At 36.3% G+C, this 26,309-nt stretch carries 24 protein-coding genes and 1 pseudogene; 4 read left to right on the forward strand and 21 right to left on the reverse strand.

Annotated elements, in window-relative coordinates; genetic code table 11:
* Positions 1-244 precede the first annotated feature (244 nt).
* The 7 genes and pseudogenes from Y7E_RS0120125 to Y7E_RS0120155 form a co-directional block, all read right to left on the reverse strand.
* Positions 245-571 carry a nucleoside triphosphate pyrophosphohydrolase gene (locus Y7E_RS0120125; protein WP_017153068.1) on the reverse strand — a complete coding sequence of 109 codons (327 nt, stop codon included), beginning with the start codon at positions 569-571 and terminating at the stop codon, positions 245-247.
* Between the two features lie 184 nt (positions 572-755).
* Positions 756-1,285: pseudogene (locus Y7E_RS30135) on the reverse strand (GNAT family N-acetyltransferase).
* A 170-nt stretch (positions 1,286-1,455) separates the two neighbouring features.
* Complete coding sequence (locus Y7E_RS0120135) at positions 1,456-2,178, reverse strand: MerR family transcriptional regulator (RefSeq protein WP_017153071.1); 723 nt, start codon at positions 2,176-2,178, stop codon at positions 1,456-1,458.
* A gap of 26 nt (positions 2,179-2,204) precedes the next feature.
* Positions 2,205-2,471 carry a hypothetical protein gene (locus Y7E_RS0120140; RefSeq protein ID WP_161603956.1) on the reverse strand — a complete coding sequence of 89 codons (267 nt, stop codon included), beginning with the start codon at positions 2,469-2,471 and terminating at the stop codon, positions 2,205-2,207.
* Positions 2,472-2,474: 3 nt separating this feature from the next.
* Positions 2,475-2,813: a magnetosome magnetite crystal formation protein family gene (locus Y7E_RS0120145; protein ID WP_017153073.1), complete on the reverse strand. Its 339-nt coding sequence runs from the start codon at positions 2,811-2,813 to the stop codon at positions 2,475-2,477.
* Positions 2,814-3,305: 492 nt separating this feature from the next.
* Positions 3,306-5,774: a restriction endonuclease-like protein gene (locus Y7E_RS0120150; protein WP_026049280.1), complete on the reverse strand. Its 2,469-nt coding sequence runs from the start codon at positions 5,772-5,774 to the stop codon at positions 3,306-3,308.
* Entirely contained in the window at positions 5,749-8,286 is a 2,538-nt protein-coding gene (locus Y7E_RS0120155) for an MrcB family domain-containing protein (protein WP_017153075.1), read from the reverse strand. The genes Y7E_RS0120150 and Y7E_RS0120155 overlap by 26 nt, the downstream gene beginning before the upstream one ends.
* 416 nt (positions 8,287-8,702) lie before the next feature.
* Here Y7E_RS0120155 and Y7E_RS0120160 point away from each other — a divergent pair, with 416 nt between their 5' ends.
* Positions 8,703-10,049 (forward strand): MFS transporter, encoded by a 1,347-nt coding sequence (locus Y7E_RS0120160; protein ID WP_017153076.1) that lies wholly within the window; start codon positions 8,703-8,705, stop codon positions 10,047-10,049.
* A 130-nt stretch (positions 10,050-10,179) separates the two neighbouring features.
* On the opposite strand, the gene Y7E_RS34815 is transcribed toward Y7E_RS0120160, so the two are convergent.
* Together Y7E_RS34815 and Y7E_RS32005 are read right to left on the reverse strand one after the other, a co-directional pair.
* The gene (locus Y7E_RS34815) at positions 10,180-10,311 is read right to left on the reverse strand and encodes a hypothetical protein (RefSeq protein ID WP_000725024.1); all 132 of its coding nucleotides are present in this window, start codon (positions 10,309-10,311) and stop codon (positions 10,180-10,182) included.
* A 209-nt stretch (positions 10,312-10,520) separates the two neighbouring features.
* A complete protein-coding gene (locus Y7E_RS32005; protein ID WP_017153077.1) occupies positions 10,521-10,685 on the reverse strand; it encodes an IS1096 element passenger TnpR family protein in 165 nt (54 codons plus the stop codon).
* Positions 10,686-10,840: 155 nt separating this feature from the next.
* On the opposite strand from Y7E_RS32005, the gene Y7E_RS0120175 reads away from it, so the two are divergent.
* Entirely contained in the window at positions 10,841-12,274 is a 1,434-nt protein-coding gene (locus tag Y7E_RS0120175; protein ID WP_017153078.1) for an alanine/glycine:cation symporter family protein, read from the forward strand.
* A 170-nt stretch (positions 12,275-12,444) separates the two neighbouring features.
* On the opposite strand, the gene Y7E_RS0120185 is transcribed toward Y7E_RS0120175, so the two are convergent.
* The 7 genes from Y7E_RS0120185 to Y7E_RS0120215 all read right to left on the reverse strand — a co-directional run bounded on the left by Y7E_RS0120185 (position 12,445) and on the right by Y7E_RS0120215 (position 20,070).
* The gene (locus Y7E_RS0120185; RefSeq protein ID WP_017153080.1) at positions 12,445-13,896 is read right to left on the reverse strand and encodes an MFS transporter; all 1,452 of its coding nucleotides are present in this window, start codon (positions 13,894-13,896) and stop codon (positions 12,445-12,447) included.
* 356 nt (positions 13,897-14,252) lie between these two features.
* Positions 14,253-15,476, reverse strand: coding sequence for an L-2-hydroxyglutarate oxidase (gene lhgO, locus Y7E_RS0120190; protein WP_017153081.1), 1,224 nt, complete (start codon positions 15,474-15,476; stop codon positions 14,253-14,255).
* A gap of 72 nt (positions 15,477-15,548) precedes the next feature.
* Positions 15,549-16,487, reverse strand: coding sequence for a glutarate dioxygenase GlaH (gene glaH / locus Y7E_RS0120195; RefSeq protein WP_017153082.1), 939 nt, complete (start codon positions 16,485-16,487; stop codon positions 15,549-15,551).
* A 496-nt stretch (positions 16,488-16,983) separates the two neighbouring features.
* Positions 16,984-17,643: a 2OG-Fe(II) oxygenase gene (locus Y7E_RS0120200; RefSeq protein WP_026049282.1), complete on the reverse strand. Its 660-nt coding sequence runs from the start codon at positions 17,641-17,643 to the stop codon at positions 16,984-16,986.
* Positions 17,644-17,694: 51 nt separating this feature from the next.
* Entirely contained in the window at positions 17,695-17,886 is a 192-nt protein-coding gene (locus tag Y7E_RS33725) for a hypothetical protein (RefSeq protein WP_017153084.1), read from the reverse strand.
* Positions 17,887-18,185: 299 nt separating this feature from the next.
* Complete coding sequence (locus Y7E_RS0120210) at positions 18,186-18,539, reverse strand: DUF3870 domain-containing protein (protein WP_017153085.1); 354 nt, start codon at positions 18,537-18,539, stop codon at positions 18,186-18,188.
* Positions 18,540-18,621: 82 nt separating this feature from the next.
* Positions 18,622-20,070, reverse strand: coding sequence for an amino acid permease (locus Y7E_RS0120215; protein ID WP_051128669.1), 1,449 nt, complete (start codon positions 20,068-20,070; stop codon positions 18,622-18,624).
* Between the two features lie 589 nt (positions 20,071-20,659).
* Here Y7E_RS0120215 and Y7E_RS0120220 point away from each other — a divergent pair.
* Positions 20,660-20,989: a hypothetical protein gene (locus Y7E_RS0120220; RefSeq protein ID WP_026049284.1), complete on the forward strand. Its 330-nt coding sequence runs from the start codon at positions 20,660-20,662 to the stop codon at positions 20,987-20,989.
* A 183-nt stretch (positions 20,990-21,172) separates the two neighbouring features.
* Here the strand turns inward: Y7E_RS0120220 and Y7E_RS0120225 are convergent, their stop codons facing one another.
* Both Y7E_RS0120225 and Y7E_RS0120230 read right to left on the reverse strand, forming a co-directional pair.
* A complete protein-coding gene (locus tag Y7E_RS0120225) occupies positions 21,173-22,750 on the reverse strand; it encodes an N-acetylmuramoyl-L-alanine amidase (RefSeq protein ID WP_017153088.1) in 1,578 nt (525 codons plus the stop codon).
* Positions 22,751-23,106: 356 nt separating this feature from the next.
* The gene (locus Y7E_RS0120230; protein ID WP_017153089.1) at positions 23,107-24,156 is read right to left on the reverse strand and encodes a M42 family metallopeptidase; all 1,050 of its coding nucleotides are present in this window, start codon (positions 24,154-24,156) and stop codon (positions 23,107-23,109) included.
* Positions 24,157-24,318: 162 nt separating this feature from the next.
* Here Y7E_RS0120230 and Y7E_RS0120235 point away from each other — a divergent pair, with 162 nt between their 5' ends.
* Positions 24,319-24,501: a hypothetical protein gene (locus tag Y7E_RS0120235; protein WP_017153090.1), complete on the forward strand. Its 183-nt coding sequence runs from the start codon at positions 24,319-24,321 to the stop codon at positions 24,499-24,501.
* Between the two features lie 44 nt (positions 24,502-24,545).
* Here Y7E_RS0120235 and Y7E_RS0120240 read toward each other — a convergent pair whose 3' ends face one another.
* From Y7E_RS0120240 to Y7E_RS0120250, 3 genes are all read right to left on the reverse strand, one after another.
* Entirely contained in the window at positions 24,546-24,872 is a 327-nt protein-coding gene (locus Y7E_RS0120240) for a nucleoside triphosphate pyrophosphohydrolase (RefSeq protein ID WP_017153091.1), read from the reverse strand.
* 25 nt (positions 24,873-24,897) lie between these two features.
* On the reverse strand, positions 24,898-25,227 hold the full coding sequence (locus tag Y7E_RS0120245) for a hypothetical protein (RefSeq protein ID WP_017153092.1): 330 nt from the start codon (positions 25,225-25,227) through the stop codon (positions 24,898-24,900).
* Between the two features lie 64 nt (positions 25,228-25,291).
* Complete coding sequence (locus Y7E_RS0120250; protein WP_017153093.1) at positions 25,292-26,080, reverse strand: enoyl-CoA hydratase; 789 nt, start codon at positions 26,078-26,080, stop codon at positions 25,292-25,294.
* Positions 26,081-26,309 lie beyond the last annotated feature (229 nt).

Raw genomic sequence — 26,309 nt, forward strand, 5'->3', positions numbered from 1 at the left:
CACAAAAATATTATAAAGAATTTAGGTGCTGCATATATTGAAAACGTTATTTGGTATATTTCTCTGTCTATTGGGAGCTTTTTTAATTGGTTTAACAGTTAATAGTTTTGGAAACATAGGTAACACCCTAATGAAAATAATAGGAATTGTCTTTGTTGCATTAAGTATCAAAATAATAAGCAACAAAAATAAAGAATGAAACTCGACTGTTTAGGAACAAGACTGTTAAGAGGCAGTCTTATTTTTATGATTGCATTGTCATAACTAAAAAGATTCGCTTCTGAAAACCACCACGTTTTTCCGCTTTTTGTTTTCGTATTTTTTCCACATCTTCAAGCGTTATACCTTCATACCGTGCTAGCGCGTTTATGAGTTCTAATAAATCTGCTAATTCTTCTACCTTATGGTCTTTACTTTGTGCTTCTAAATACTCGGTTAGCTCTTCTCCTATTTTCTTTCCTATTTCTTCTATGTATTCTTTTCCATCTAGTATTCTTGTTATTGGTGTTTTTCCGTTATGTTCGATTATTTCTGGGATGCGGTCACGTATTAGTTTGTTGTGGGTTGGCATTGTGATTCCTCCAGTATTTTGGTTTCCTTCAATGATAAATGAAAACAAAAGAAAAAAGCGTGTTTCGAAAAAGATTGATCAAAACATGCTCTTCTTGTTTTTAATTGAATGACTCATTAATAAAAACTTGATGGTTTTGTAATTACTTATTCAAGCACCATTTAGTTGAATAAGATTTGTAAATTTATTCTTTCCATTCGTTTTCCAAAACGCTGTATAGTAAGGAATCTCTCCAACCACCTTTTATTAACAAGTTCTCACGCATTCTTCCTTAATCATTCCGACCTTTTCTAATACTTTTGATGAACCTATATTCCTAGGATCACAAGTAGCATATATTCTATGAAGCTTGAGTTCGGAGAAGCCAAAATCAATCAATAGATTAGCAACATCTGTAGCTAATCCCTTTTCCCAATAATCCGGATTAACAATATAGCCAATTTCTCCATTTTTATTTGTAAAATCTCTAATATTTAACTCCCCAGCTCCAACCACTCTCTCAATATCCTTCTTAACAATTGCAAATACATACCTTGTTCTTGGTTCTTGAGAAGCATCTTTAATCACTTGCTTAACAAAGCCCTTTGAATCTTCTACTGTATTAGGTCCCCAAGGTTGATATTCACAAACTTTATCTTGCGAAGCATATTTATGAACATCAATCCAATCATTATTTGTGAATTCCCTTAATAGCAGTCTTTCGTTTGATAGAATACATTTAGTGTGTTCGATTGTATTCCCCTCCCTTTTGATTTTTCAATATTATATCCTAACTCACCTATAGAAAAAACCGAAAATCACCACTAGTTTTCGGTTCATCTTTTTATAAACATCTTGACTCTATTTTAAAATTCCATACGGCTTGCTAAAGTACCTTTTCATCACTACCTATTCTTCAACGCTTCCTTTAAATACTGCTCTTCTTCCCACGTCAAAAGAGCGGGAAATTCAGCTAACGGAATATCACCCTGCTTTGCAATATTTGCAAAGTCACCTTGTGGTATACCAATGCTCTGAATGATTTCTTCTATTAAATGATAAAGCTCTTTCACAACCGCTTGAACATCAGCATGCAATGGATCTTTCTTCTCTTCCTTATATCTCTTTACCGGTTTGATTAAAGTCATAAACTGCTGATTGAATTTCAATTTTAATTCTTTATCATCAATATCTTGTATCCCTCGTTCTTCTAGCCACTCTCTATTTTCCTTTTCCATTATGAATGTTTGTAAGAAAGAATAAAATAAAGGTACATCAATTCTTTCTTCTCTCTGCACTATCTCCACCATTTCATCCATATGTTTGAGCACCTTCGCAATTCGTTCTTGTTCTGCCAAAAGTAACTCTCTTTGAAAATGAATCCGCTCCATAAAATTTTCCTTAGGGATATCATTCTGTAAAATGATATTTTGAATCTCCCCCAGTGAAAAACCAAAATGCTTCAATACTTGGATTTGTTGCAAAACATATAAATCATCTTTCACATATAAACGGTGCCCACCTTCTGTATAATCGCTTGGTTTTAATAGATTGATTTTGTCATAATAACGAAGCGTTCGTACCGTTACATCACCTATACTGGCGAATTCGCTAATTGTCCAGGACATGTTTTCACCTACTTTTCAATTTATATTTATAATTCAATATTCCGTTTCTTAATTGCATGTTGAATCATGTCGGAAACATTTGCTAATACACCTTTATCATTTTTCATTTGCATCCCTAGCTGAAACAAACATACTACATTTTTCCGAGTGGGATTTCTGTAGCTATCATATTCCTCATCGCCATAATACAAATCATTTTGTTTTCTTTTTTGCATCGTTAAATAGACAGCAGCAAGAAAAGCGAATATCGCAATAACAACTTTCTTTTTCTTTGTTTCCAATTCTGTATTCATCATTTATTCTCCTTCCATAACGTATTTGTCTTCTTTGAATAATGGAATTCGAATGAGATAACGGTATGGCTCATTACGAATTACTTTCCATGCGATGATTACTACTTGGATTACTTCAAAAGCAAACACAATCCAGAATAAAACTTCACTGATGCGTGAACTAACATTAAATAAAAGAAATATCAATAAATGAAAATTAAATGCTTTTCGGCAGTGGTATTTGTATGCTTCGTTTTTGCGAGCTAGTGTGATATACATAAAAAGTGGTAAAAAAATGCCTACAGCAGCTGAGAATAGTAACATGATGACGATATTTCTTTTTTCTTTTGTGGTGCTTTTCATGGAATCCCCCTTTCATTTTTTCTTCATTTTTATCTTAGGGGGTGACGTTGGGGGAGGTTCAAGGGGGATTATTAAATTTCTTTTTGGATAAATAGAAGGTGTGGGTTTTGGAACATATATACCGTTTAAAAGCAAAAAAGGAAGTGATCTCCATGTATTCTGGAACAAAGAGATGATATGTAGTGGAGCTTAAAAAATTTTGGGTTTGTTATTATACAAGCCAGAAGTTGAAGAGTAATTGAGAGCATGTTTTGAAGAGCTTGGTGTGGGGAAAGAGAATATAAATAATACCTCCCACCTTGACAGGGTGGAGGTCACATATTTCCGGCCAGTAGAAACACACTTACAGGAATCGGATCAAATTAAAACATCTTGAGACAACTCACTAGTCGCATATGAAAATAGATTAGATCTCTTATCCACCACACAACTCTCTCCAAAAAATCTGTAATGTTACCCCTGCTATATTGATTACTTTCAACACATATATATCTATTTTAATTGTTCCAAAACTACCTTAAACAACACCGAAGAATTCCTCACAACAAAATCCAACGGCAACTCTTTAAACACAGCCTCTTTTCCAACTATCACATTCCCCTGCCCGTAATCAATCCTAATTTGAACATCCTGAACAGAATAACTTTTAATAAAAGACGCCTCGTCCAAATAAGAATGATCCAACTCAACTTTCACCTGTTTCGTAAATCGGCGCAGCGTTTTCCAAAGGGCACGTTCTTCTTTTGATTTCATAAATAATTCCGGAAGCTCTTGCACTTCTTTTAATAGTGACATATTTGTTAGCATATATGTTTGAATCCCATATCCCACTGGACGAATAAGATGATCGAGCTTTTTCCATGGCTCTAGTTCGAAATAAACACAATCATTTATTTCGTCACTAGATAATGGATTCTTTCTGTTTATGTGAATATCTTTAATCCTCGCAACATGTTGAATCCCACCGTTTTCTCCATGCCACTTTTTCGGTGCATATAAAGCTATGTATTTCACTTCTTGCCAGCCTGGCTTTAATTGTGAAACAGGAATTTGATAGAAACCTTCTTTCATATATACTTCATAATCTTTTTCAGTTTTCACGCTACCGACTAGTACCTTTTCATCTAAAGAGGATTTCCATTCTTCTTTTATTCCTCTTGGAAGGATTCCTTCTCTTATAATCTCTTCTGGGCTTTTTTCGATGAGATGATCAAGAAATTGTTCTACTAGTGTTGTTGCGTTTGGTAAGAATGGGAATCCACCAATGTTTACTTTTTCAATGCTTTTATAAAAAGGATGGTGCTCATATTCTTCCTCTTGATTCCATGGGAATAATACATAAGCTCCGTAGGCTGTTCGCTCAAACGGCCCACCTTGGTCTACTACTAACGCATCTCGATACCTGTGCATCGTGTTAATGTCTTCTTCCATTGGACCTGGTGTTCCATACTGTCTTTCATAATGGGAACCATTTTTAGCAAAATCGATTCGATATTTGGCGTCAAAAATGTATTGATATTGATAGTCCTTTCCTTTCTTCTCAATCGCAAGCATTGTATCTGGCTTTTGCGTAACCGTTGGTAATGCTTTATTTCTCTTTTGAAAATACAGCTCAATCACTTCATCTGTTTCAGGATGCCTAAATGTTCTTTTTGCAGTTTTACTTTCATCGAGCGTCACATAAAGTCCATCTTGCCGAACTTTAATAATATCTTGATCCACTGTTTCATATTTTTTAGATAGAATTTGTCCAAGCTTTAAATACGTCCAATACTCATATAACCTCGCAACATCTTTAACAGACATTTTAAAGATTTGTCCTCTTAGTGTTAAGCCTCTCGATAACATAAGAAAGATTTGATACGCATCTCTATAACCGGACGCCATTTGAATGACAAGAGAAAAGACAGAACGATCCAATTTTCCGATCCTATTCCAAAATGGATCATTCAACTCATTTTTCATTCGGGATTTCATTTTTCTTACGTTTTGAATAAGATCGTCATCAATTGACAAGCCCTTAAATCCAGAATCTTTCTCCAAAGCTTTAAGTAAATCATCCGTTTTATGTACCACTCTCTGAACCATCCACTTAACAAACCGATTTTCCAATGTATCATACGATACTTCCTTATAAGCTGTGATTCCTTTAGACGGAACTATGTTTGCTCCTACTTCTTGAAACAAGTGAGGTCTTTTTCGTAAGTAATTCATTCCAACAGAATCAAGCCTACGAATCTTCTCTCCTTGTACAAGCTGATGTCGAGTAGTAAGTGTATGATGCGGCTGCCTTTTAATATGAGAAATCGACTTCATAAATCTATGAAAAGAGTCATTTAAAATTCTATAAAACTCACTTTTAGATGGATTAGTCGCATAGATTGTTGATGCTCCTAAGTAAGTTCTTTTCAATAAATGAAATGCCAAATTATAAATTTCATCGTTCACTTCTTCCAATAGCGCTCGATAGTCATCTTTATAATCGAGCTTTGCTGGAAAAATTTCTAATGTAACTGTTAGTAAAGACTTTTTATCATTTCGAATTTCAAATGTTGTATAACCTACTTCATTTGGAAATGATAGATTCCCCATTAATAGTTTCAATGAGCCCATTTGAGTAGAGCTGATTGCCTTTCGAAGTGATGGATGTTCATGATGAAAAGACAACTCCTGATCGTTTTTAGGGACGACAACGAGTTGATAACTCCTATTCTCGAAAAAAATGGGAGGGTGCTCGGTCAACTCGCTGGGCTTTTGTAATCGAGCATCATATACCAAGATAGATTCTACTTCTCCAGACACATGAAAATGCATCATTTCATCTGAAGCAATTGATTGATGTTTTTTTAAGCTCTCATATTTTTCATGATAGGGATTCCCTTTAATCGTCAATGACAAATCTGCTGTTTCAATCTTAACTAGTTCTATATCATCGTTAGATCCAGAAAGAGGTGAAGCCATCATACTCGAACCTCCTTAACATATGAGACAGCTTCTTAGCAGAACGAGGATACTTCGCATAAGACATCACATCTTCATTATCAAACTCTTGATTTGTACATAGCGTATATAATTTCTTTAATGCCTCTTCTGTCCGTCCATCACTTCCTGCAATACGCGGTAAGATCTTTTGATACATTTGATAGTCTAACGCCTCATCAAACGATAATAGTTCACTTTTTTCATTGTAAGCCATGTAAAAACAAATTTCGTCACGTATCCGGTACCCAACTTGCGCTCCAATTATCTCAAGAATCTCATTCATTTCAATTAAAATATGAGATACTTTCTTCACGAGCTCTTTATTAAGCTGAAAGCATTCTTTTAAATGAAGAAACTTGGCTGTCAATGAACTGTTGGAAACACACTTTGCCTGTACTTCTTCTGCATCCATTAAAAACTCAAAGGAATCTAATTTCACTTGATTAAATTCAATCGTATTCGCACGATCGAGTACTTTTTTACTTAATGGATGTGTCGTTTCATCCATATTAATCGTTCCAATGACGTACACATTTGATGGAATCGTAATTCGTTCCCCAACAATTGATTCTGGAAGGACAGCCGATGTAACACACACTCTCTCTTCCCATCTACGGCTTTCAATGACACTTAGAAAATCACTGAAATAGTACTCTACGCGAGCTAAGTTCATCTCATCAAGCACGACAAAATAAGGCTTGTCCGGATTCTCTGTTGCTTTTTTAAGAACTTGGATTAACGGCCTTTCCTGAAATTCACCTTGAATATTCACGTAACCAAGCAAATCAGAACTATCGCTCCAATCAGGACGCACAGGAATAAGCGTGAACTGTCCATTTTCCTCAGTTGCACCTAAACCTTCAGCAAACCACTGAACAATTTTTGTTTTCCCTGTCCCTGAAATACCAGACAAAATAACAAAGGGCTTCGTCTTTAGAGAAAAGACAAAGTTAATAATATCTTGTTTATCGTAATAAAAACCTTTGCTTTTCATATAAGAAGAGACATGCTCTACAATTTCCTTCTCGTTCAAATCCATTTCTTTTTTCTCGGAAACCATCGGAAGATCAATCCCTTTCTCTCTAAAAGCAATGTATCCCTCATAATAGCTAAGCATTTCTTTTAAATCTTCTACTAATTTTGCTTCACTTGGCATTTGATTAACATCATATACAATGTATGCTGCTGTTGAGTTTGCATAGCCTTTTGCTTTTGAACTTGTACCCAAGAAAATCCCATCATCTTTCTTCACTTTTATAGACATATGTATATGTTGACGAATTTCTTGTTTAATTTCTTCCATTTCCTCTTTAGAAGTTTCAGTTACTCCTTGCGCTAGCGTTAAATATAGCTTTTTCATATCTTCGCTAAATAAATAAACAATATAATAGCCTCGCTGCGTCGATGTCGTAATATCTTTATTCATAATAGCAAGCCATGGAACAGCGGCCCAATTCCCTTGTCCAACTGAACCTGTAACAACGTACTGATTATGATCGATAAAAGGTAAACGCGTTATCTCCGTTGTCATTTCATTTCGAACAACTGAACCAAGTTTATGTCCTGCAAATTTTTCCGTTCTTGCTTTTAAATACTCATTCATAACAGTTAAAAACTTTTCACGTAAATTACTACTCATATTACCGCCCTTTTCACTATTCTCTTTTAAATATTGTTCAACTGGAGCCCATTTATCGTTAATTAATCCTACCTTCTCAAACCACATTAGCAAATTATGAGTACGTTCTTTAGCTACTGATTCAACCATTAAATTATCCCCCCGTGAATTTCGAACAATCGTCATTCCTAAATTCACTAAAGCCTCTTTCTTCTTATGGTTTGAATAGCTATGTAAAAGATCAAGTATAAATAGGGCGATTCGAAAATATTCTTGCTTCAAAATCAAATTTTGAATAAAAGCATCCTTATTTTTTGATTCAATATATCCATTTAATAGAGTTATATTAATCTCATGAACTTCATCCAAAAAGCCCAATAACCTCAAATCTTGTCGTCCACGAGATTTCACTCTATACAAATTCCCATCAATTTGATGGCTTAGATTTTTCGGATCATATATATTATCCATTACCTCTTCTAAAAATGTGATCACTTTATCATATTGCTCACATGGTAGATCATCTGTTTGAAACTCTTTAAATACAATAGATTTTGAGTCAGTTATATTCACAAAAGGAAGTTGTGAAAGGAAAGCCATCAAAAAGGCATTATGTTCGCTCACTTTTCCAAAATCTTCACTTGTTACCGTACGTACAGTTATGAGCTTTTGCCAAGCTTGCTGAAGAGTTTCAAAAGTTACCATAAAATATGGATGTGATTCTTCTCCTCTTTTGTACTTCTCGCGTAAAAGTTCCGTTTCAACGTATAGCCCTTTATCATCTGTCTTTATAATCAAATAAGATTCATTAGTATTTATATCATTAACTTGATTGGTTACTTTAGCAAATTCAGTTATGAGTTGGTCTAACATTTTTACCTCCACAGTTACAATTAATTACAATTACTACTATTTTAACAAACTATATATAAAAGAAAAATGATACGCTATAACGCTTGATTAAATAACCTTTCAGGAGGAGTTAAAGCCAAAATATTCACTTTTCTACTTTGTATTGTCTTTCCGCTTCTGATAAGGTCATTGTCACCACAGCAATTCACCTCTCAATTAAAGCACTTACAACTTCTCCCTTACCCACACAAAAACTAAAATATCCCATATAACTCCCGCACCCTTTACTCATCTGTAGAATAGATAAAATTTTCATTATATTGAGAATTTTAAAACAAAAAGATATAATCTATTTATATTTAATCCGCTTTCATTTTTAGTTCATGATGATTGTTTTCAAATGCAAAAAAGAAATTTATTCAAAGGAGGGTTTAATCATGTCTCAATCCATCGAACGCGCCAATACAAGGCGCATCACAGGAAACATCTTCAAAGGTTCAGTTGGAAATTTAATTGAATGGTACGACTGGTACGTTTATTCTGCTTTCGCCGTGTATTTCTCAGCAGAGTTCTTCCCTAAGGGAGACCCGACCAGTCAATTGCTTAATACGGCAGCCATCTTTGCCGTCGGCTTCTTGATGCGCCCACTCGGAAGTCTGTTGATGGGGCGTTACGCTGATCGTTATGGTCGACGTGCTGCATTGACGCTTTCTATCACTATCATGGCTGGTGGTTCCCTCATTATTGCCTGCACGCCAGGTTATAGCACCATTGGCATAATGGCACCTATTATTCTCGTTCTCGCACGTCTACTTCAAGGATTATCATTAGGTGGAGAGTATGGCACTTCCGCTACATACTTGTCCGAGATGGCTAGTAGCGGTCGCCGTGGTTTCTACTCGAGCTTTCAGTATGTAACACTTGTTGCGGGACAGCTGGTCGCACTTGGTGTTCAGATCGTTCTCCAGCAAATACTAAGCGAGCCGGATATGAAATCTTGGGGCTGGCGTATTCCATTTATTATCGGGGCAATGGGGGCAGTAGCTGTATTGTGGCTGCGCCGCACGATGGATGAATCGGAGCAGTTCTCAAAAATGGATTCTAAAAGCCGCGAGAGCGCTGGAACGATTCGGGCTTTACTGAAGCATCCTAAAGCAGTATTAACAGTAGTCGGGCTAACGCTCGGTGGAACTGTTGCTTTCTATACGTACACGACGTATTTACAGAAGTTCATGGTGAATACTGTCGGTCTTCCTAAGGAAGTTGTTAGCTGGATTAACTTTATCGCCCTCTTGGTTTTCGTCGTACTTCAACCGCTTGCTGGTATGTTATCCGACCGGATTGGACGACGCCCACTATTGATTGGGTTTGGTATATTGGGGACTTTACTGACGGTGCCACTGTTCCTGATTATGGAAAAAACAGCAGATCCTATTGTTGCTTTCTTGCTTATGATGGTAGGTCTCATTATCGTTACCGGTTATACTTCCATCAATGCGATCGTGAAAGCCGAGCTCTTTCCGACTGAAATCCGTGCCCTTGGCGTGGGATTCCCTTATGCAATTACTGTTGCGGTATTCGGCGGGACGGCGGAGTTCATTGCGTTATGGCTGAAGAGCATTGGACAAGAGTCGCTTTTCTACTTCTATGTAGCTGGTTGTATTGCTATAAGCTTTATCACTTATTGGCGTATGGCTGAGTCTTCGAAAGTCTCTCATATCGAGGCTGAGTTAGCTGATGAAAATACACAAGATATCCGCAAATCCCATTCAAAGCAATCTTAAATATTATAGTATCTATTTTAAAATGAAGATTCATCCTAAAAATTCCCTTAATAAATGAACTGCCCCCCAATTATTAGCCATATCTAACAATTGAGGGGCAGTTCAAATAATCACTCTGTTGTTATATCAATTAAAAATGATCAGCATGCGAGTACTGGATGATTTCTTCTTTTTGCAGAGCATGTTGTGTATCACCTTCGTTATTCCACCCAATCGCTAAAGCCATTACCAATCCTAACGTTGCTAATACAATTTTTTTCATTATTTTAATGCTCCTTTACCAAATATTTTTTGTTTCGCTTCGTAACATACATTTATCTAAATATTACCACAATTATACATATTCCGTAGAAAGAATACTTTTTTGTAAATTGATAAACAAAATACTGAATATTCAATCTTTTTAACCAGAAATTACATTTAGCATTTTTATCATTCGTTTCGATATGATAATTTATTAAGTTCTTATAGTTATCGATGCTCAAACGACAACATTTTCCATCCCATTATAATTTGAATAATTTCGTGCAACTCTGCGAATGTTACTTGATTATCAACTAAAAAGATCCTCCAAATCGGCGGACGAATTCCTTTCAATATATCAGCGATTTTCCAAATATATCGACCACGCGACAAATTTCGCTACCCCGCTCCACTAAGTTATTTCAGAAAAAAAAAAGTCAGAAAAATATTACAACCCCTTCTAAATCAACATCCTCCCACACTCGATTTGCGTCTACGTTATTTTTAAAATATACTTTTATATATAACTAGAAAAGGAAGTGCATTATATGGTCGGTACCTTTAGTAAATTTCTTGAAATAACGAATAACATTTTATGGTCATATATTCTTATTGTAATGTTAATCGGTCTCGGACTTTATTTTTCTTTTAAGTTAAAATTTGTACAAATTAGCCATTTTCGTGACATGATACGATTAATCAGTAATGGGTTTAACAAAAAAACAAAGAAAAAGGATAGTATATCCCCGTTTCAAGCATTTTGTTTGAGTGCAGCAGCTCGCATCGGGATCGGAAACCTAGCTGGTGTGGCGCTAGCGATTTCGATGGGAGGACCTGGTGCAGTATTTTGGATGTGGTTCATCGCTATTATTGGCGCAGCTACAAGTTTTGTAGAGTGTACACTTGCACAAATTTATAAGGTCAAAGACGGACGTGGATTCCGCGGGGGTCCTGCTTATTATATGGAAAAGGGCTTAAATAAACGCTGGATGGGCGTTTGGTTCTCACTCCTCATTACCGTTACTTACGGATTAATTTTCAACTCTGTACAAGCAAATACAGTAACATTAGCATTTGAAAATGCTTTTGGGTTAGAACGTTACATCGTAGGAATTGCAATGGCTACACTCGTTGCGATTATTATTTTTGGTGGTATTAAAAGCATTGCACGTATTACAGAAACGATTGTTCCGCCAATGGCTATTGTTTATATCGCCGTAGCTGTTTTTGTTGTGATTAAAAACTTCTATATATTACCGGATGTTTTTCTAGAAATCTTTAGAGGTGCATTTGGTTTAGATCAAGCAGTTGCGGGTGGCATTGGGGCAGCAATGAAGTTCGGTATTCAGCGCGGTTTATTCGCAACGGAAGCTGGTATGGGTAGTTCACCAAACGCTGCCGCTACATCAGATGTCTCGCATCCTGTAAAACAAGGACTTGTTCAAGCGCTCGGCGTTTTCGTTGATACGTTTTTAGTATGTACTTCAACAGCATTTATCGTCTTATGCTCCGGGGCATATAAGCAAGCAAATTTAGAAGGAATTGAGTTAACACAAATTGCATTAAGTTCACAAATCGGCTCATGGGCAAGCAGTTTCTTAGCTATTATTATTTTCTTATTTGCGTTCAGTTCATTACTAGGAAACTACTATTATGGTGAAACAAATATTGCATTTATTAAAGAAAGTAAAGGCTTGTTAATGATTTATCGTGTTGCGGTAGTTGCGATGGTTGTATTCGGATCCGTTGCGACGCTTCAAACGGTTTGGAATATGGCTGATTTATTTATGGGTCTGATGGTATTTACAAATTTAATTGCCATTACCCTTCTTGGTAAGTTTGCATACGCCGCTTTAGTAGACTATATCAAGCAAAAGAAGGCTGGAAAAACACCAGTTTTCCAGGCTGATTCTATTCCTGGCTTACAGAATACAGAGTGTTGGGAAAAAGATAATTCAGAAGAAGAAAAACAAGCCGTGTAAGAAAAGAAAACAAATTCAATTTCTTACTATGAAAAATCCCCCTTATTACAATTCCATTTGTAATAAGGGGGATTTTTTTGCTCTCGTTTGAATTAGAGAAAAGTGCGCTACGTTACTTATTCAATCTAATAATTTTAAAAATTGAAAAAATATACATTACTTTTCATATATTATGAGTTTTTTACTGCTTCAATTTCTAAAGATTCTTCGTGCCACCAAAGTGCTTCTTCTGGGTCTTGCTTCGCTATTTCGTGTGCTTCTTTTTTCGTTTCTACAGTCGGGTACGAACCTTTTAGTGCACGACCTGACGTTGTGATAAATAGTAGGCTAAATACAATTAAGCCGATTAAGCTGACACCAGTTAAATAAAATGCGGGTGCTAGTGCATTTCCAGTAGCATGAACTAAATATGAACATACGAGCGGTGTTGTTCCACCAAATATGGATACGGAGATATTAAATGATATCGAGAGCGCACGATAACGTACATCTGTGAAAAAGAGAGATGGTAATAAGGAAGGTAATGTTCCTTCATAAACACTAAGGAAGAAACCTAAAATAAAGATACCTATAAAAATAGCCGCAATATGTCCATTGCTAATTAGTAAAAAGGCAGGAATTGAACATAATGTCAAACCGAGTAATCCGAATTGTACTACACGTTTATTACCAACTTTATCGCTTAATTTCCCGAAATAAAGCGCCAGTGGAATCATGAGTGCCATCGTAATTGAAATAATGATTAAACCAGTTGTTTCTTTGATTTTTAGTACTTGTGTTAGATAAGAAGGAATATAAGAAAGGATCATATAGTTTGTAATATTAAAGAAGGCAACAATTACTGTGCTTAAAAGAAAATCTTTTTTATGATATTTCAAAATATCAATGAACGAAATTTGCTTATCTTCTTCAGACTCTTCCTGCGCTTTTTCCATTTCTCGGAATATGGGAGATTCATCTAAATGGCGGCGTAAATATAAACCGACCAAACCAATTGGTGCAGCAATTAAGAACGGGATACGCCATCCCCAGCTAAGCATTTGTTCATCTGTTAACACGACTGTCAAAACAGTAACGATTACTGAAGCGGCGATGTAACCAGAAAGCGTCCCAATTTCAAGTCCACTACCGAGTATACCACGCTTCTTATCAGGTGAAGATTCAGCGATATACACCATCGCTCCTGAATATTCGCCTCCTGTGGAAAATCCTTGAACCATACGAGCAATTAATAATAAAATCGGTGCCCAAATTCCAATTTGTTCGTAGGTTGGTAGTAGCGCAATAAATAATGTAGAAAGCGCCATTAAAATAATAGTCGTACTTAAAACAATCTTCCGACCATATTTATCACCAATTCTACCAAAGAAAATACCTCCAATTGGTCGAACTAGAAAGGCGGCAGCAAATGTACCAAATGTAAGTACAAGTTGGAGACCACTATTGTGAACACCCGAGAAGAATAATTGACTTAAAACAACCGCTAAATACGCATACAAGCCAAAGTCAAACCACTCCATTGCATTCCCAATACCAGTAGCAACAACGGCTTTCCTGGCTTGTTTTGGGTTCACTACATTTACATCTTGAGGGCTAAAATCCAAATCATTTTTTTGTTGCATATAATAAAAACAGCTCCTTATTTCATTTAAAATCATTAAGCACACTTTCTCTTATAGAATAAATTCAATACGAAGCACTTAAGGAAAAGCACCCTCTCCTTACCTGTTACTATTGTTTCATAAAATTAATTCCCTGTCTAACGATATGGATGATAGGCTAACAAATAAAGCGCTTTCATTAAAGGGACTACACCATATAAATATTTCGAAAATATCCGTATACATCATATTTCATACAGAAATATTAAGTATTCTTCTCCTATACCATTTATTTTCCAAAGATATCGCTTTTTTCTCAATATATATCCGTAATTCAACAAATTTTGTTATTTACCAAAAAAAATTAAAAAGCTACCTCAAAAAGTAGCTTTTGACAAGGAAATTCGGTCCAAAATCACATCCGGCACTTTACTTACAATCTCCTCCCCAATTTTCAAACTCGCTGTTGCCGCTGGAGACGGTGCATTACAAATATGCATAGAATTTATACCAGGGATAATGCAAAAATCATCTACCATATTTCCATTGGATAAAATCGCCTGTGCTCTTACCCCAGCGTGCGTTGGGATGATATCTTTTTCTGTGAGTTCTGGTATTAAGCGCTGCAAGCTTTTGAGAAAAGATTGTTTGCTGAAAGAGCGGACCATTTCTTTTAGGCCCTCTTTCATATTTGGCATTGCCATTTTCCAAAAGCCGGCGTATGTCATTGTTTCCATGAAGTCTTTTATGTCAAAGTCTTTTTTTGTGTAACCTTCACGTTTAAAGCTTAATACTGCGTTTGGCCCTGCGTGTACGTCCCCATTGATCATTCTTGTGAAGTGAACGCCTAGGAATGGGAAATCTGGGTTTGGAACAGGATAAATTAGGTGTTTGACGAGATAGCGCTTTTCTGGAACGAGTTCGTAATACTCTCCTCGGAACGGGACGATTTTCATGTCTGTGATGATTCCTGCTTTTTTAGCGATGCGATCGCTATGTAGTCCAGCGCAGTTAATAAGAAATTTTGTTTCAAAGACGCCTTTGTTTGTTTCGATTGTAACGAAATCTTTGTGTTCAAAAATCTGTTCTGCTTTTGTGCCTAAGTGTACTTCTCCTCCGCTTTCCTCTATAATACGTGCAAATGTATGACTAACTCCTTTATAATCAGCAATCCCACAAGAAGGAACGCGAATGGCTCCAAGTCCTTTTACGTGAGGCTCGATTTCCGCTAATTCTGCTTGATCGATTTTAGAAATGTTCAAACCATTTTGCAAGCCTCTTTCATACAAGTTATGTAAAAGAGGAAGTTCTTCTTTTTCTGTTGCGACAATCACCTTTCCGCACATGTCATAGGCAATGCCATTTTCTTTGCAGAACTCGACCATTGCTGCGTTCCCTTCTTTTGCGAATCTAGCTTTATAGCTGCCTGGTTTGTAGTAAATGCCGGAGTGGATGACACCGCTATTATGTCCTGTTTGGTGATACGCAAGTTCTTTCTCTTTTTCAATTACTGCTATTTTGGCATGAGGGAATTTTTTCGTTAAGGCCATTCCGGTTGATAAGCCGACAATTCCTCCGCCGATAATTAGAAAATCATACATATTACTTCCCCCTTATGTTTGTATCCCCTATATTAGGAAAGGCAGGTCTTGGTGTAAGACCCGCCACATGTATTATTTAGAAAAACAACCGCGCTGGCGCATAAGCTCTCGGTATAAATCTTTATTTTTCTCAAAAGGAGCGCGCCCGTGCATCCAAAATAGATTGTTTAATAGAACGAGATCACCAACCGGTAGTTTTAATGCATGCGTTGCTGGAGAGTTCTCCACAGAGTTTGATAATTCCTTCAAATATGTTGCCTGTTCGATATTATCAGGGTAAGCGAATTGATCAATGAAGCAAATACATGGTGCATTGTTCACATCAAAAAATGTTTCACGATATACAATTTCTTGCGCATTTTTACTTGGAGGTGCTTTGTACGTGATTTTGACCGATGCGAGTGGATGCTTCCGAAATCTATCAAGCTCTTCCCAATCATCTAAATGAAGTAAACGCGACTCGCCCCCTACTGCGTTCTTTTCTTCAATTTTCATCATAAGAAGCCAATCTGTAGGTTCACCCACAAATGTTCCGTCTGTATGAAGCGTGAATAATCGATACGCCTGGCGAAGATACGAATCACTGCTGTCTGTATCTTTTACGTTAAATCTGGCGTAGTACGTTCCTGTCATTGCATCAAAGTTAGACGTACCAATTAAATGTGTTAATGCCGTTGCAAATTTCACATAGTTCCCTGCATCTGTCGTTTCTCCCTGTACACCAATTGTAAATCCGCCCGTTTCTCGGTCATGAATAATGCCCCGAACATTTTCCATAAACGATTCACCAAAGAGCTTTTTCATTCCATCAGCAAGGATAAAGCGGGAATACGGAATATATTGTAATGATTGCTCAGAGTGTTCTTTTACCTCTTCGAAAAATTGTTGAAGCAACTGCCCGTCTAACACAATATGATACAAACGTTTATGTTCTGGATGAGGAACAATTTCATATCCCTCATATTTCTTCGCAAACTTCATCTTCGTTTCTTGTGCCGTAATGATTGACATCTTAATTCCTCCTTAGTCTGGATAAATTAAAAAGCCAGTCATACGCATCTACAATGTAAAAATTGTAGAAAACGTACAACTGGCTTGAAATTACGAGTGTTCTTTAATCTCTTAAAGTACAGTAATAATAGACAGTTTTTTTATAAAAATATGAGCAAACAGAAAATGAAGATCGGATATAGAGAAGGCTTATTTCTCCTATGGATCTTGTCATTTAATAATTAAATGATAATTCAAAATATTATAAATGTCAATATATTCATTTGGGATGTTCTATGCTTATTACATATACAACATAACTTTTCAAGAAAAGCATTAACGATTTTCCTCTTCTTTTACCCAGCCGATCTTATTTACTGTCTCGGCTGCAAACGAAAGCGAGGGAGCATAAATAGAAAACAATAATACCAATGAGAGATTCTTACAGATAGACCTATATCTATATTCAAATTTCATAAACTATAAAAAATGAATGTAATCCAAATCGAGTGTTATCTTAATATAAAGGTCTTCTTCTTATCCATTGCGTCGCAACCCATTTTTCACCTTTGATAACAGGTTCACTGCCATGTAAAGTGAGCTTGTTTAATGATGCATCCTGATAAAAATATTCAAAATATACTGCCATTCCTTTTTTCGGAGATACAGAAAGGTTGAGTTTTGGAAAGAAAGTCTCTCCACCTTCTTCTACATGATTTAGGTACATGACAAGGGTACTAATACGATTGTTATTTGCTGCCGCACTGTTTTCTGCAAAAAAATCATAATGTGCTTTATATTCTTGGCCAACTGTATACTTTAAAATATGTAATCCTTCTCCATGTGAGGCAGGAACATTCATGATTGAAGCGATTCGTCTTTCGATTCTAGTAACGGCCTCACTTACTTCTAAAAACGTACCACTACTCGTCCGAATGTTATTTATTTTGCGCGAAACACCAATTTTAGAACGTTTCATTTTATTTTTAGACATTTCAATTAACATTTCACACTCTTCATCACTTAATACATTTGCTAACACGACAATAAGAGGCTCTTCTAATCTTGAAATAATTTGAATTTCTCTATCTTCTGTCACAATTGTGTTTCCAATGTGGTTAAAAATCGTTAGTTCCTTATTTTCAACTGTTTGATTTTCCATTGTTCTTTTCCCCATTTCCCTTAAAAATAATTGGATATTATGAATATATCACATTTTTCTTTCTATTCATTTTTTTAAAAAAATTAAAGTGAGGACTGTTCCGCGGAATGAATAGATTATATTGTCATAATGTTCTTTATTCGGTTTATAATCTTCTGCAGGTACAACAGCAATTGCTCGTAATCCGTTTTTCACTTCGTTTTTATTTGCATCAATTGATTCTATGGACCATTTACTGAAGTAAGGGATTATAACCATGTTCCCAACGATCTAAAATCAATTGGCTCAATGTCAGTAATCAATGCGAAAATCTTTTGATTGTAGAAATTGTATTCTTTATTTGGAGTAGAAAAAGCATCTGTGCTAGGAAGTGTAAAGTATATTCCAATAAATTAAAACTACCCTCAGTGAGGGATGAAGAAAATCCCCACTGATTATTAACCCTCACCAATCGGGCTTTTACGGGCAGTTTACCTCCCATCTAACTTCTTTGTTCTTGCTTAATTTTGAGATGAGAGTTTTACTGCTCGTTAATGCGGGGTAAGCTGGGCAGTTTGTTATAAATTTGTTTCCTCATATTCTTCTTGTGGCTTTTCGCCGTTTACATAGTTTGTATATTGGCGGTACAAATCTTTTAAAGCGCTAATAATTGCGTTTTGTGCTTTCCCTTGATAGTGATAGGAGATTTCTTGAATGATCTCTTCAATGCCATCTCGTAAACTATGCCCTCTTAAAATTTGCGAAATAAAGTCTCTCCCATGTTCGGTAGCAAGAGTACATGACGCCTCAATAATGACATGATATTTGTGATCTGCCTCTATTGTAATTGTTAATGTTTCATAGACACTGCGTACAGCCATCCCTTTTGGTAGTCTTGAGTGTCCTGCCATGAAAAAAGTTCCTTTACGCATATTCATCCCCCATTATTATGCATCGTTTTATTCTATAACTCACATTTAATCAACATATCCTCCTTTATTTTGTAATAACAGCTTAGTCCTTCTCTAGACTAACTTTCGAATCTTTTATCATCGTAAAATCTTCTTTTATTGGCACTCGCTTATTTCTATCTCTTAGAAAATAGATTGCGATTACGATAGCGGTCGCTAACATCGTCATATAAAATTGCATACGCATATCCGCTATAAACGCTTGTGCAACAAATATCGTAATAATCATCGCAAGCGTTGCGTAAGTGAGATACGGAAACAGCCACATTTTCACCTTTAACTTTCCAGGGTCTTCCCGTTCAGCTTGTCTTCTTAACCTGATATGAGAAACGGCAACAAACATATACATCAGCATCGTAACTCCACCTGAGCTATTCGCTAAAAAAGCAAATAATTTATCAGGAGATATGAACTTTAGCATGGCGCAAATGAATGCAAATACGATACTTGCATAGATCGCCCAAACTGGTGTCCCTCTACTGTTTAACTTGGAAAACATAAGAGGAGCGTCTCCTTTTTTCGCAAGTGAAAATAACATACGAGAACTCGTGTATATACCAGAATTCATAACCGAAAGGAGCGACAGAAATACAACCCCATTCATAATTTCCGCAGCCGCAGGAATTCCTGCCATCTGAAATAAACTTGCATAAGGCAGTTTCAATAATTCCGCATTGTTCCACGGCATAAAAATGACCAAAATCGATACAGACCCTACAAAGAAAATCATAAGACGCCATACAACACTATTAATCGCTCGTATCACATTTTTCTCTGGATTTTCAGATTCTCCGGCCGCAATTGCAGCTACTTCACTCCCCGATAAAGAGAAGGAAATAAATACAACACTGAGTAGTACAGGCATAATCCCTTTTGGAAAAAAGCCTCCGTTTTCAGAGATGATAGAAAAATCTGGTCTATCTACATCAGGAACAATTCCAAAAATCATCGAAATTCCTAATACTAAAAATGCAAGAATCGCTACAACTTTAATAAGTGCTAACCAATATTCAAACTCTCCATATAACTTGACTGAATAAATATTTGTCATTGTCATAAGAACAATCATGAAAAAACTGGCTATCCATGTTGGTATGGAAGGAAACCAATTGTTGATCATCACTCCTAACAATACCGCTTCAATTGCGATAATGATGACCCAATTGAACCAATATAACCAACCGATTGTGTATCCTGCCCAAGGCCCAATTGCTTTATGTGCATATGTCGAGAAAGAACCGCTATCAGGATTTACCGCAGCCATTTCCCCAAGCATCCGCATTACAAGTACAACCATTAAAGCGCCAATGATATAGGACAAAATGGCAGCTGGACCTGTTGATTGAATAATTGTCCCACTTCCTACAAATAATCCCCCTCCGATAACCCCACCAATTGAAATCATTGTGATATGCCTGGTTTTCAAGTCTTTTTGTAGTTCCTTTTTTTCTTTCACCAAAAAGATCACCAACCTATAAGTATTTATTTTCATAAATCCTTTTGTTAAAGTGAGCATACATAAGATTAAAACATCGCCATTGTTGATAACGCTTTCTTAAAATCATCCTATAAAAATAAAAAGAGCCAGAAAAACAATGTAAAGAGTTACATTGGGTTTTACTGTCTCTATCCCTATGGCTTGTCTTCCTGCTAAGGAAGTTCAAGTGGAAAGCAGCCAATCATCCTCTATTGGATTAAACGAAATCATATCCGGGCATGCAGAGAGGCTAATCACTGTCATCCGATAATAAGCTAATAATAATACAAATATACTGAATATTCAACTTTTATTTAAAATTCAGTCACATAACAAGAACCCCACTGCTTTATCTCACTTTCATTTAATAATTACCCTAAATCGCCATATCCCACACTATTGAACTACCCCCACCTACCTCTACATGAGCTTGAGGTGGGGGATTCTACTGTTTCTGCCGAAACAAAAACACTTCCTCTCGATAAAACGATATCAACTGTTCTTTCCAATATATCAACCTTCCAACAAATTCCGCCACACAAAAAGAGGCTACCGCAAACAGGTAGCCTCAGAATGATTTAGGACGGATGAATTTTATCCAATTATGGAACGATATACATATCATGTAAGAAAAGGGGATGAAGTTCTGTTGTATACATACAGCTTATACGATTCAGGCAATGCTTTTAGTATCAGAAAATCTTATCATATTAAATGCGATATTCCTCCGCATCGGTTTAGAGCGATTATGATGGAGTTTCGTCGTAATAAAGAAATTGGAGAAAATATTAGTGAATTTATCGAATTTATGAAGCAGGAGTTTGGTGAAGAATTCGAACTGTTTGAGTATGACGATATTGTACAATATGATGCGGATCAAGAGAATAGCATGATACTAGCAAATCTGTTGGATCAAGCAGATGAACATGTATAAGATAATTAAAATAAAACGATATCAACCATTCTTTCAAATATATCAGTGCTTTTCAAAATATATCGACCGTTTCTCAGCATATATCGGCGGTTCGACATGAGATATCGACCTCTCGCCAAAATTTGCGCTCGCTACACACACGCAAAAAGAGGTCACCCCGCCATGGGGTAACCTCTTTTTCAATTATAAACGGTAAGAAGAAACGTCATTACCTTTCCACTCATAGTAATCTAAAATACCAGAGTAAATCGCTTCTGCAGCACGTTGTCTCCATTCTGGGGAGGATAGTTTTTCACCCTCTATCTGGTTGTCAACGAACCCTAGTTCTGTTAGTACAGCAGGCATTGTGTTTTCTCGAACAACGTAGAAGTCGCCTTCTTTTACTCCTCTGTCACGTGTGTCAAGGGCGTCTACTAGGCGGTTTTGAATTTTTTCTGCTAGTACGCGACTTTCATCTACGTATGGGTTTGTTCGAGTTGCTGATCTGTAGTAGTAAGTTTCTGTACCATTAGCACTTCCATCAAATCCATTACCATGAATACTTACAAAGATGTCCCCTTTGTTTTCCTGAGCAAATTCAACACGTTCTTTTAGCGAATCTGCTGCATCCGTTCCTGGCCTTACATCAGTTTCGCGTGTTAACAATACAGTAAATGGCGTTTTTTGTTCAAATAATTTTTGTACGCGCAGGGATGTATCTAATACAATCTTACTTTCATCCATGTTTACCCCTTCATGGCCTGGGTCTACGCCGCCATGGCCTGGGTCAATAACAATTGCTTTTCCTTCTAAGAAATTAGCTTGGCTCAATTGATTTTTATCTAACCATTGGAAGCCGTCACCTACGCGAATACGGATCCAGCTTCCTTTTTCTTCAATCACAGTTACTGTTTGTGGATCGTATTTCCCCATTACTTTCGATGAATGTGATGCTTCTTGATAAGTAGTAAATGCTTTATCAATATACTCTGTTTTCTCTTTTAAAGGTGTCCATTTGTCCCCTTTATCCGTTACAATTTTAATCCAACCATCTCGTTCCTCTTTTACGATAACGGTTTGAGGTTCATGTTGATTTGATGTAATACCTGATGATAGTGATGGCTGATGATATGTGATGAATTTTCTATCTATGTACATTTTTTTCGTTTCCTGCTCACCATTCTTCAACATATCAGTTTTGGCAGTAAGTTGTGCTGCCTCTACACGTTTTATAGGGTTATTCGGTTTCCAGCCATCATCTGTACCTACAGAGATATTTAATTCTACTAAAATATTAGCGAACTTTTCACCCCAATGGCCTTTTAAGTCTGCAAATTTCGTAGTTAACTGTCCGCTAACTTCTTGATCTAATTTATATGTATTCACAAGCATCGCTGCCATAGCTGCGCGAGTTACTTGTCCATCCGGATTAAATACACCGTTTCCTTCTCCTGCAATTATCCCTGCTTTTTCAGCCGCTGCGATATACTTAGTTGCCCAATGATTTTGCGCATCTTTAAAAGATGGTTTCGCACTTTCATTAACTTGTAAGCCTAAAACTTTTGCCATAATTGTTGCTGCTTGAGCACGAGTTAATGTGCCATTTGATCCGAATGTGCCATCTGGCATCCCGCTAATTACATTCTTATCAACTAAATAACTTACTGCCTCTTCTGCCCAATCAGGTACATCTGGAAATGTGTTTGTTTGAGCTAAACTACTAACTGGATGCGTTAATAAACTTACTGCTAAAATACTTGCAGCTACTACTCGATACTTCATAAAAAAAACAATTCTCCTCTCCAAATCTTCTTAAAAAAGTGACATATAAATCTCTTAATCAATCAATTAATAACTGACAAAAAAAACCAGTTATAATTCTCACCTATATAGTTTATAATACCCCCTCTATATAGTAAACACCTTTCCTTCCATTTCGACAAAATACATATATAACAAAAATACAATTTCATGATGACTGCTTTTCTTATATTTGTTTTTTTATAGTAACTACCATATAAAGACAAAAAAGAAGAAGTTGTCTCTAAAAAGCCGTTCTCAGCGACCTTTTCGGACAACTTCTTCCATAAGCTGATTAGTAATACTTTTCAATACTCTCAATCAGCTAATCATGCTTATTATTCCCCAATCAACTCAGACATCACATAAGCAAACACAAGTGCCTCCGTATGCACAATCGAGCTCTCATGTGTACGCTCGAATGCATGAGAAGAATCAATCCCTGCTCCGATTAAAGCGTGTTTCACGTCAAAACCAGCGCGGATTGCAGCGGATGCATCTGATCCGTAATACGGATAGATGTCTACTTTATATTCAATGTTATTTTCTTTTGCAAGATTCACTAGGTGTTTGCGTAACGCGTAGTGATATGGGCCGCTTGAGTCTTTGGCGCAAATAGATACTGTGTATTCGTCTGATGCTTGTCCGTCTCCAAGCGCTCCCATGTCGACAGCTAAATATTCTACTGTTTTTTCTGGAATGTTAGAGTTACCGCCATAGCCGATTTCTTCATTATTAGAGATTAAGAAATGTGTTGTATATGGTAATGTAATATTTTCGTCTTGTAATCTTTTAATTAATTTTAGTAGAATTGCCACGCTTACTTTGTCGTCTAGGTGACGTGATTTTATGTAGCCGCTCTCTGTAATTTGGACGCGTGGGTCGAATGAGACAAAGTCCCCTACTTCTATTCCTAGTTCACGAACTTCATCCGCTGAAGATACGCGCTCATCAATACGAACTTCAATATTTTTTTCATCGCGTTTTGCTTCGCCTGCATCTTTATATACATGGACAGATGTTTGATGCATTAAGATTGTACCTGTATATGTTTTACCGCTCGCTGTTTCGATTTCGCAATATTCTCCTTCAACAGAGTTCCAACGAAATCCGCCGATCATTGATAAGCGAAGGCGACCGTCAGATTTAATTTCTTTTACCATTGCACCTAATGTATCAACGTGAGCAGTTAATAAACGATGCTGCGCATCATCTTTTCCTTTTAACGTTAAAATAAGCGCACCTTTATTATTACGTTTCGTTTCTACATTCCATTCTTTTACGTAGTTTTCTATAAAGTTAATGATTTTTCCTGTATTTCCAGACGGGCTTGGAATAGAAACAAGCTGTTTAATTAATTCCATCGTTTCTTTTGCATGATGTGCCAATGTAGGTTCCTCCACTTCGTTTTTCTAATATTCAGTATACAGAAATTATCAAAAAACCTCTACTAATAACGATGAGGATTTCTGCATATTTTATTTTTGCAATTTCATAATTATGGTAAAATATTCTTTAGTACATATGAATAACAAAGGGGATTTATTGAAATGAAATTAACGAAAAAACATGTAGAAATTGCATTAATCTGGTTTTTAGCATCTTTAATTTGTTTACAGGTTTCTTATGTTCTTCATACCTCTACTGCGATTGCAATTGGATGGATGCTAACGGGAGTATTTCTTGTTATTAGTCTGTTTGTAGGGAAAAAGACATTAGTAAAAGTAAAATAAAAAGCACAGCTCGGTTATAAGAGCTGTGCTTTTTATCTATCAAACTACTCCTCCGAAACATCCATTAAATAGATTCCTCTTTGGAATCCACCACGCTCTTCTTCTTTTTGCTTACGAAGACGTTCAATATCTTCAAATGTTGCACCTTCTGCACGCGCTAATGCGATGATGACCTCTAGTGCATCCGCAAGTGAATCTAATGCATGTTCCCGTTCTTTCATTGAGGCGAATTCACGGATTTCTTCTGTTCCGATTTTCGCTAATGCTTGTATGTATGCTTGACCTGTTAGTTTTTTCGATGTGTATGTTTTTCCAGACATTAAAATCTTTTCTGGAACAAGGTCTCTAACTAGTTTGTTATAAGTTGACATAGTCTCTCTGTCGCTCCTCTCATTCTTACAATTTCTCTAGTTCTACATTATACATAAACCATACTTTCTTTACATAAGCACTTCCCCAGTCCCTTCCTTTTTCCTTCGCATATGGACTAGAAAAATAATATACATCATAATCAGCCTTCTGCTCACTATATATAACTCGCAATGATTCTGGTATCGCTTCTTGATATGGATTAGGCCTCTTTTGCACTTCTCCATGTAAAGCAATAATAGGATGCCCCGAAAGAAAAATAGCCGTTCGGACTGCTACATTAGGGATGCTATGTAACGTAATATACATAGCGAATAAAAGTGTAATTATAATGAGTCTTTTTCTCTTTTTTCTCATCTATTTCTCCTAATAAAAAGTGCTAACACAATTATACTAAAATGTGTTAGCACTTTCTTCCTTTTTATTCCCCTTTAAACGCCGGCGGACGCTTTTCTAAAAATGCAGTAATTCCTTCTTTATGATCAGCTGTTTTTCTCATTGCGTATTGTCCGCGTTTTTCAAGCTGCAATGTTTGTTCTAAATTCGAACGATTAACTTCACATAGAATTTGTTTCGTTTGAATCATTGATTTAATTGGTTTTTGAAGCCATTCATTGATTTTTTGTTTGACAGCACCTTGGAAGTTTTCTCCGATGACTTCGTCAATTAATCCTAGTTCTAGCGCTTCTGTTGCAGATAATTTTTTACCTTCCCAAATGATTTGTTTTGCCATATTTTCACCAAGACGTTTTTGTAAGAAGAAATGTCCCCCGCCGTCTGGTATTAAAGCGATTCCAATAAAATTCATCGCAATGATAGATGAAATGTCTGCCAATACATAATCAGCTGTTAAAGCAATACTTAAGCCAAGTCCCGCAGTTGGTCCATGAATGGCACTGATCACAAGTTTTGGCATTGTATATAACGTCAAGACAATTTCTGAAATAGTATTCATAATACTTTCAAAACGGCTTTCATCATTACTAGAAAGCATAGATTTAATGTCTCCACCCGCAGAAAAGCCACGTCCATTTCCGCATAATACGACAATATGAACGGAACTTTCAGCTACTTCTTTCAGTCTTGCTAATAATTCTTGCAGCGTAGGTTCATCTAATGCATTTAATACTTCTGGGCGATTCATCATAATCGTTGCTACTCGTCCTTCATATTTCACAACTACAGACTCTGCTTTACTTTTTACTTCCATTATATATCCCTCTTTCTTCTCTAAAGATTATACTTGTATAATTAAAGAAAAGAGGTAGAAAACCCTTCTTTTTTCGTAATTTTCTGTCTAATAAACCCGAAAATTTAGGAATCTTACCATTATAATGTAAAAAAATATCTGCATTAAAACATATTTGTCGCATATCCGCTTCTATTTACCGTTATAATAAAATGGTGTATTCTTATGTTGATGTATCAACCTTATCATG

Source organism: Bacillus bingmayongensis, assembly GCF_000299035.1.
In the GTDB taxonomy this organism is placed as follows: domain Bacteria; phylum Bacillota; class Bacilli; order Bacillales; family Bacillaceae_G; genus Bacillus_A; species Bacillus_A bingmayongensis.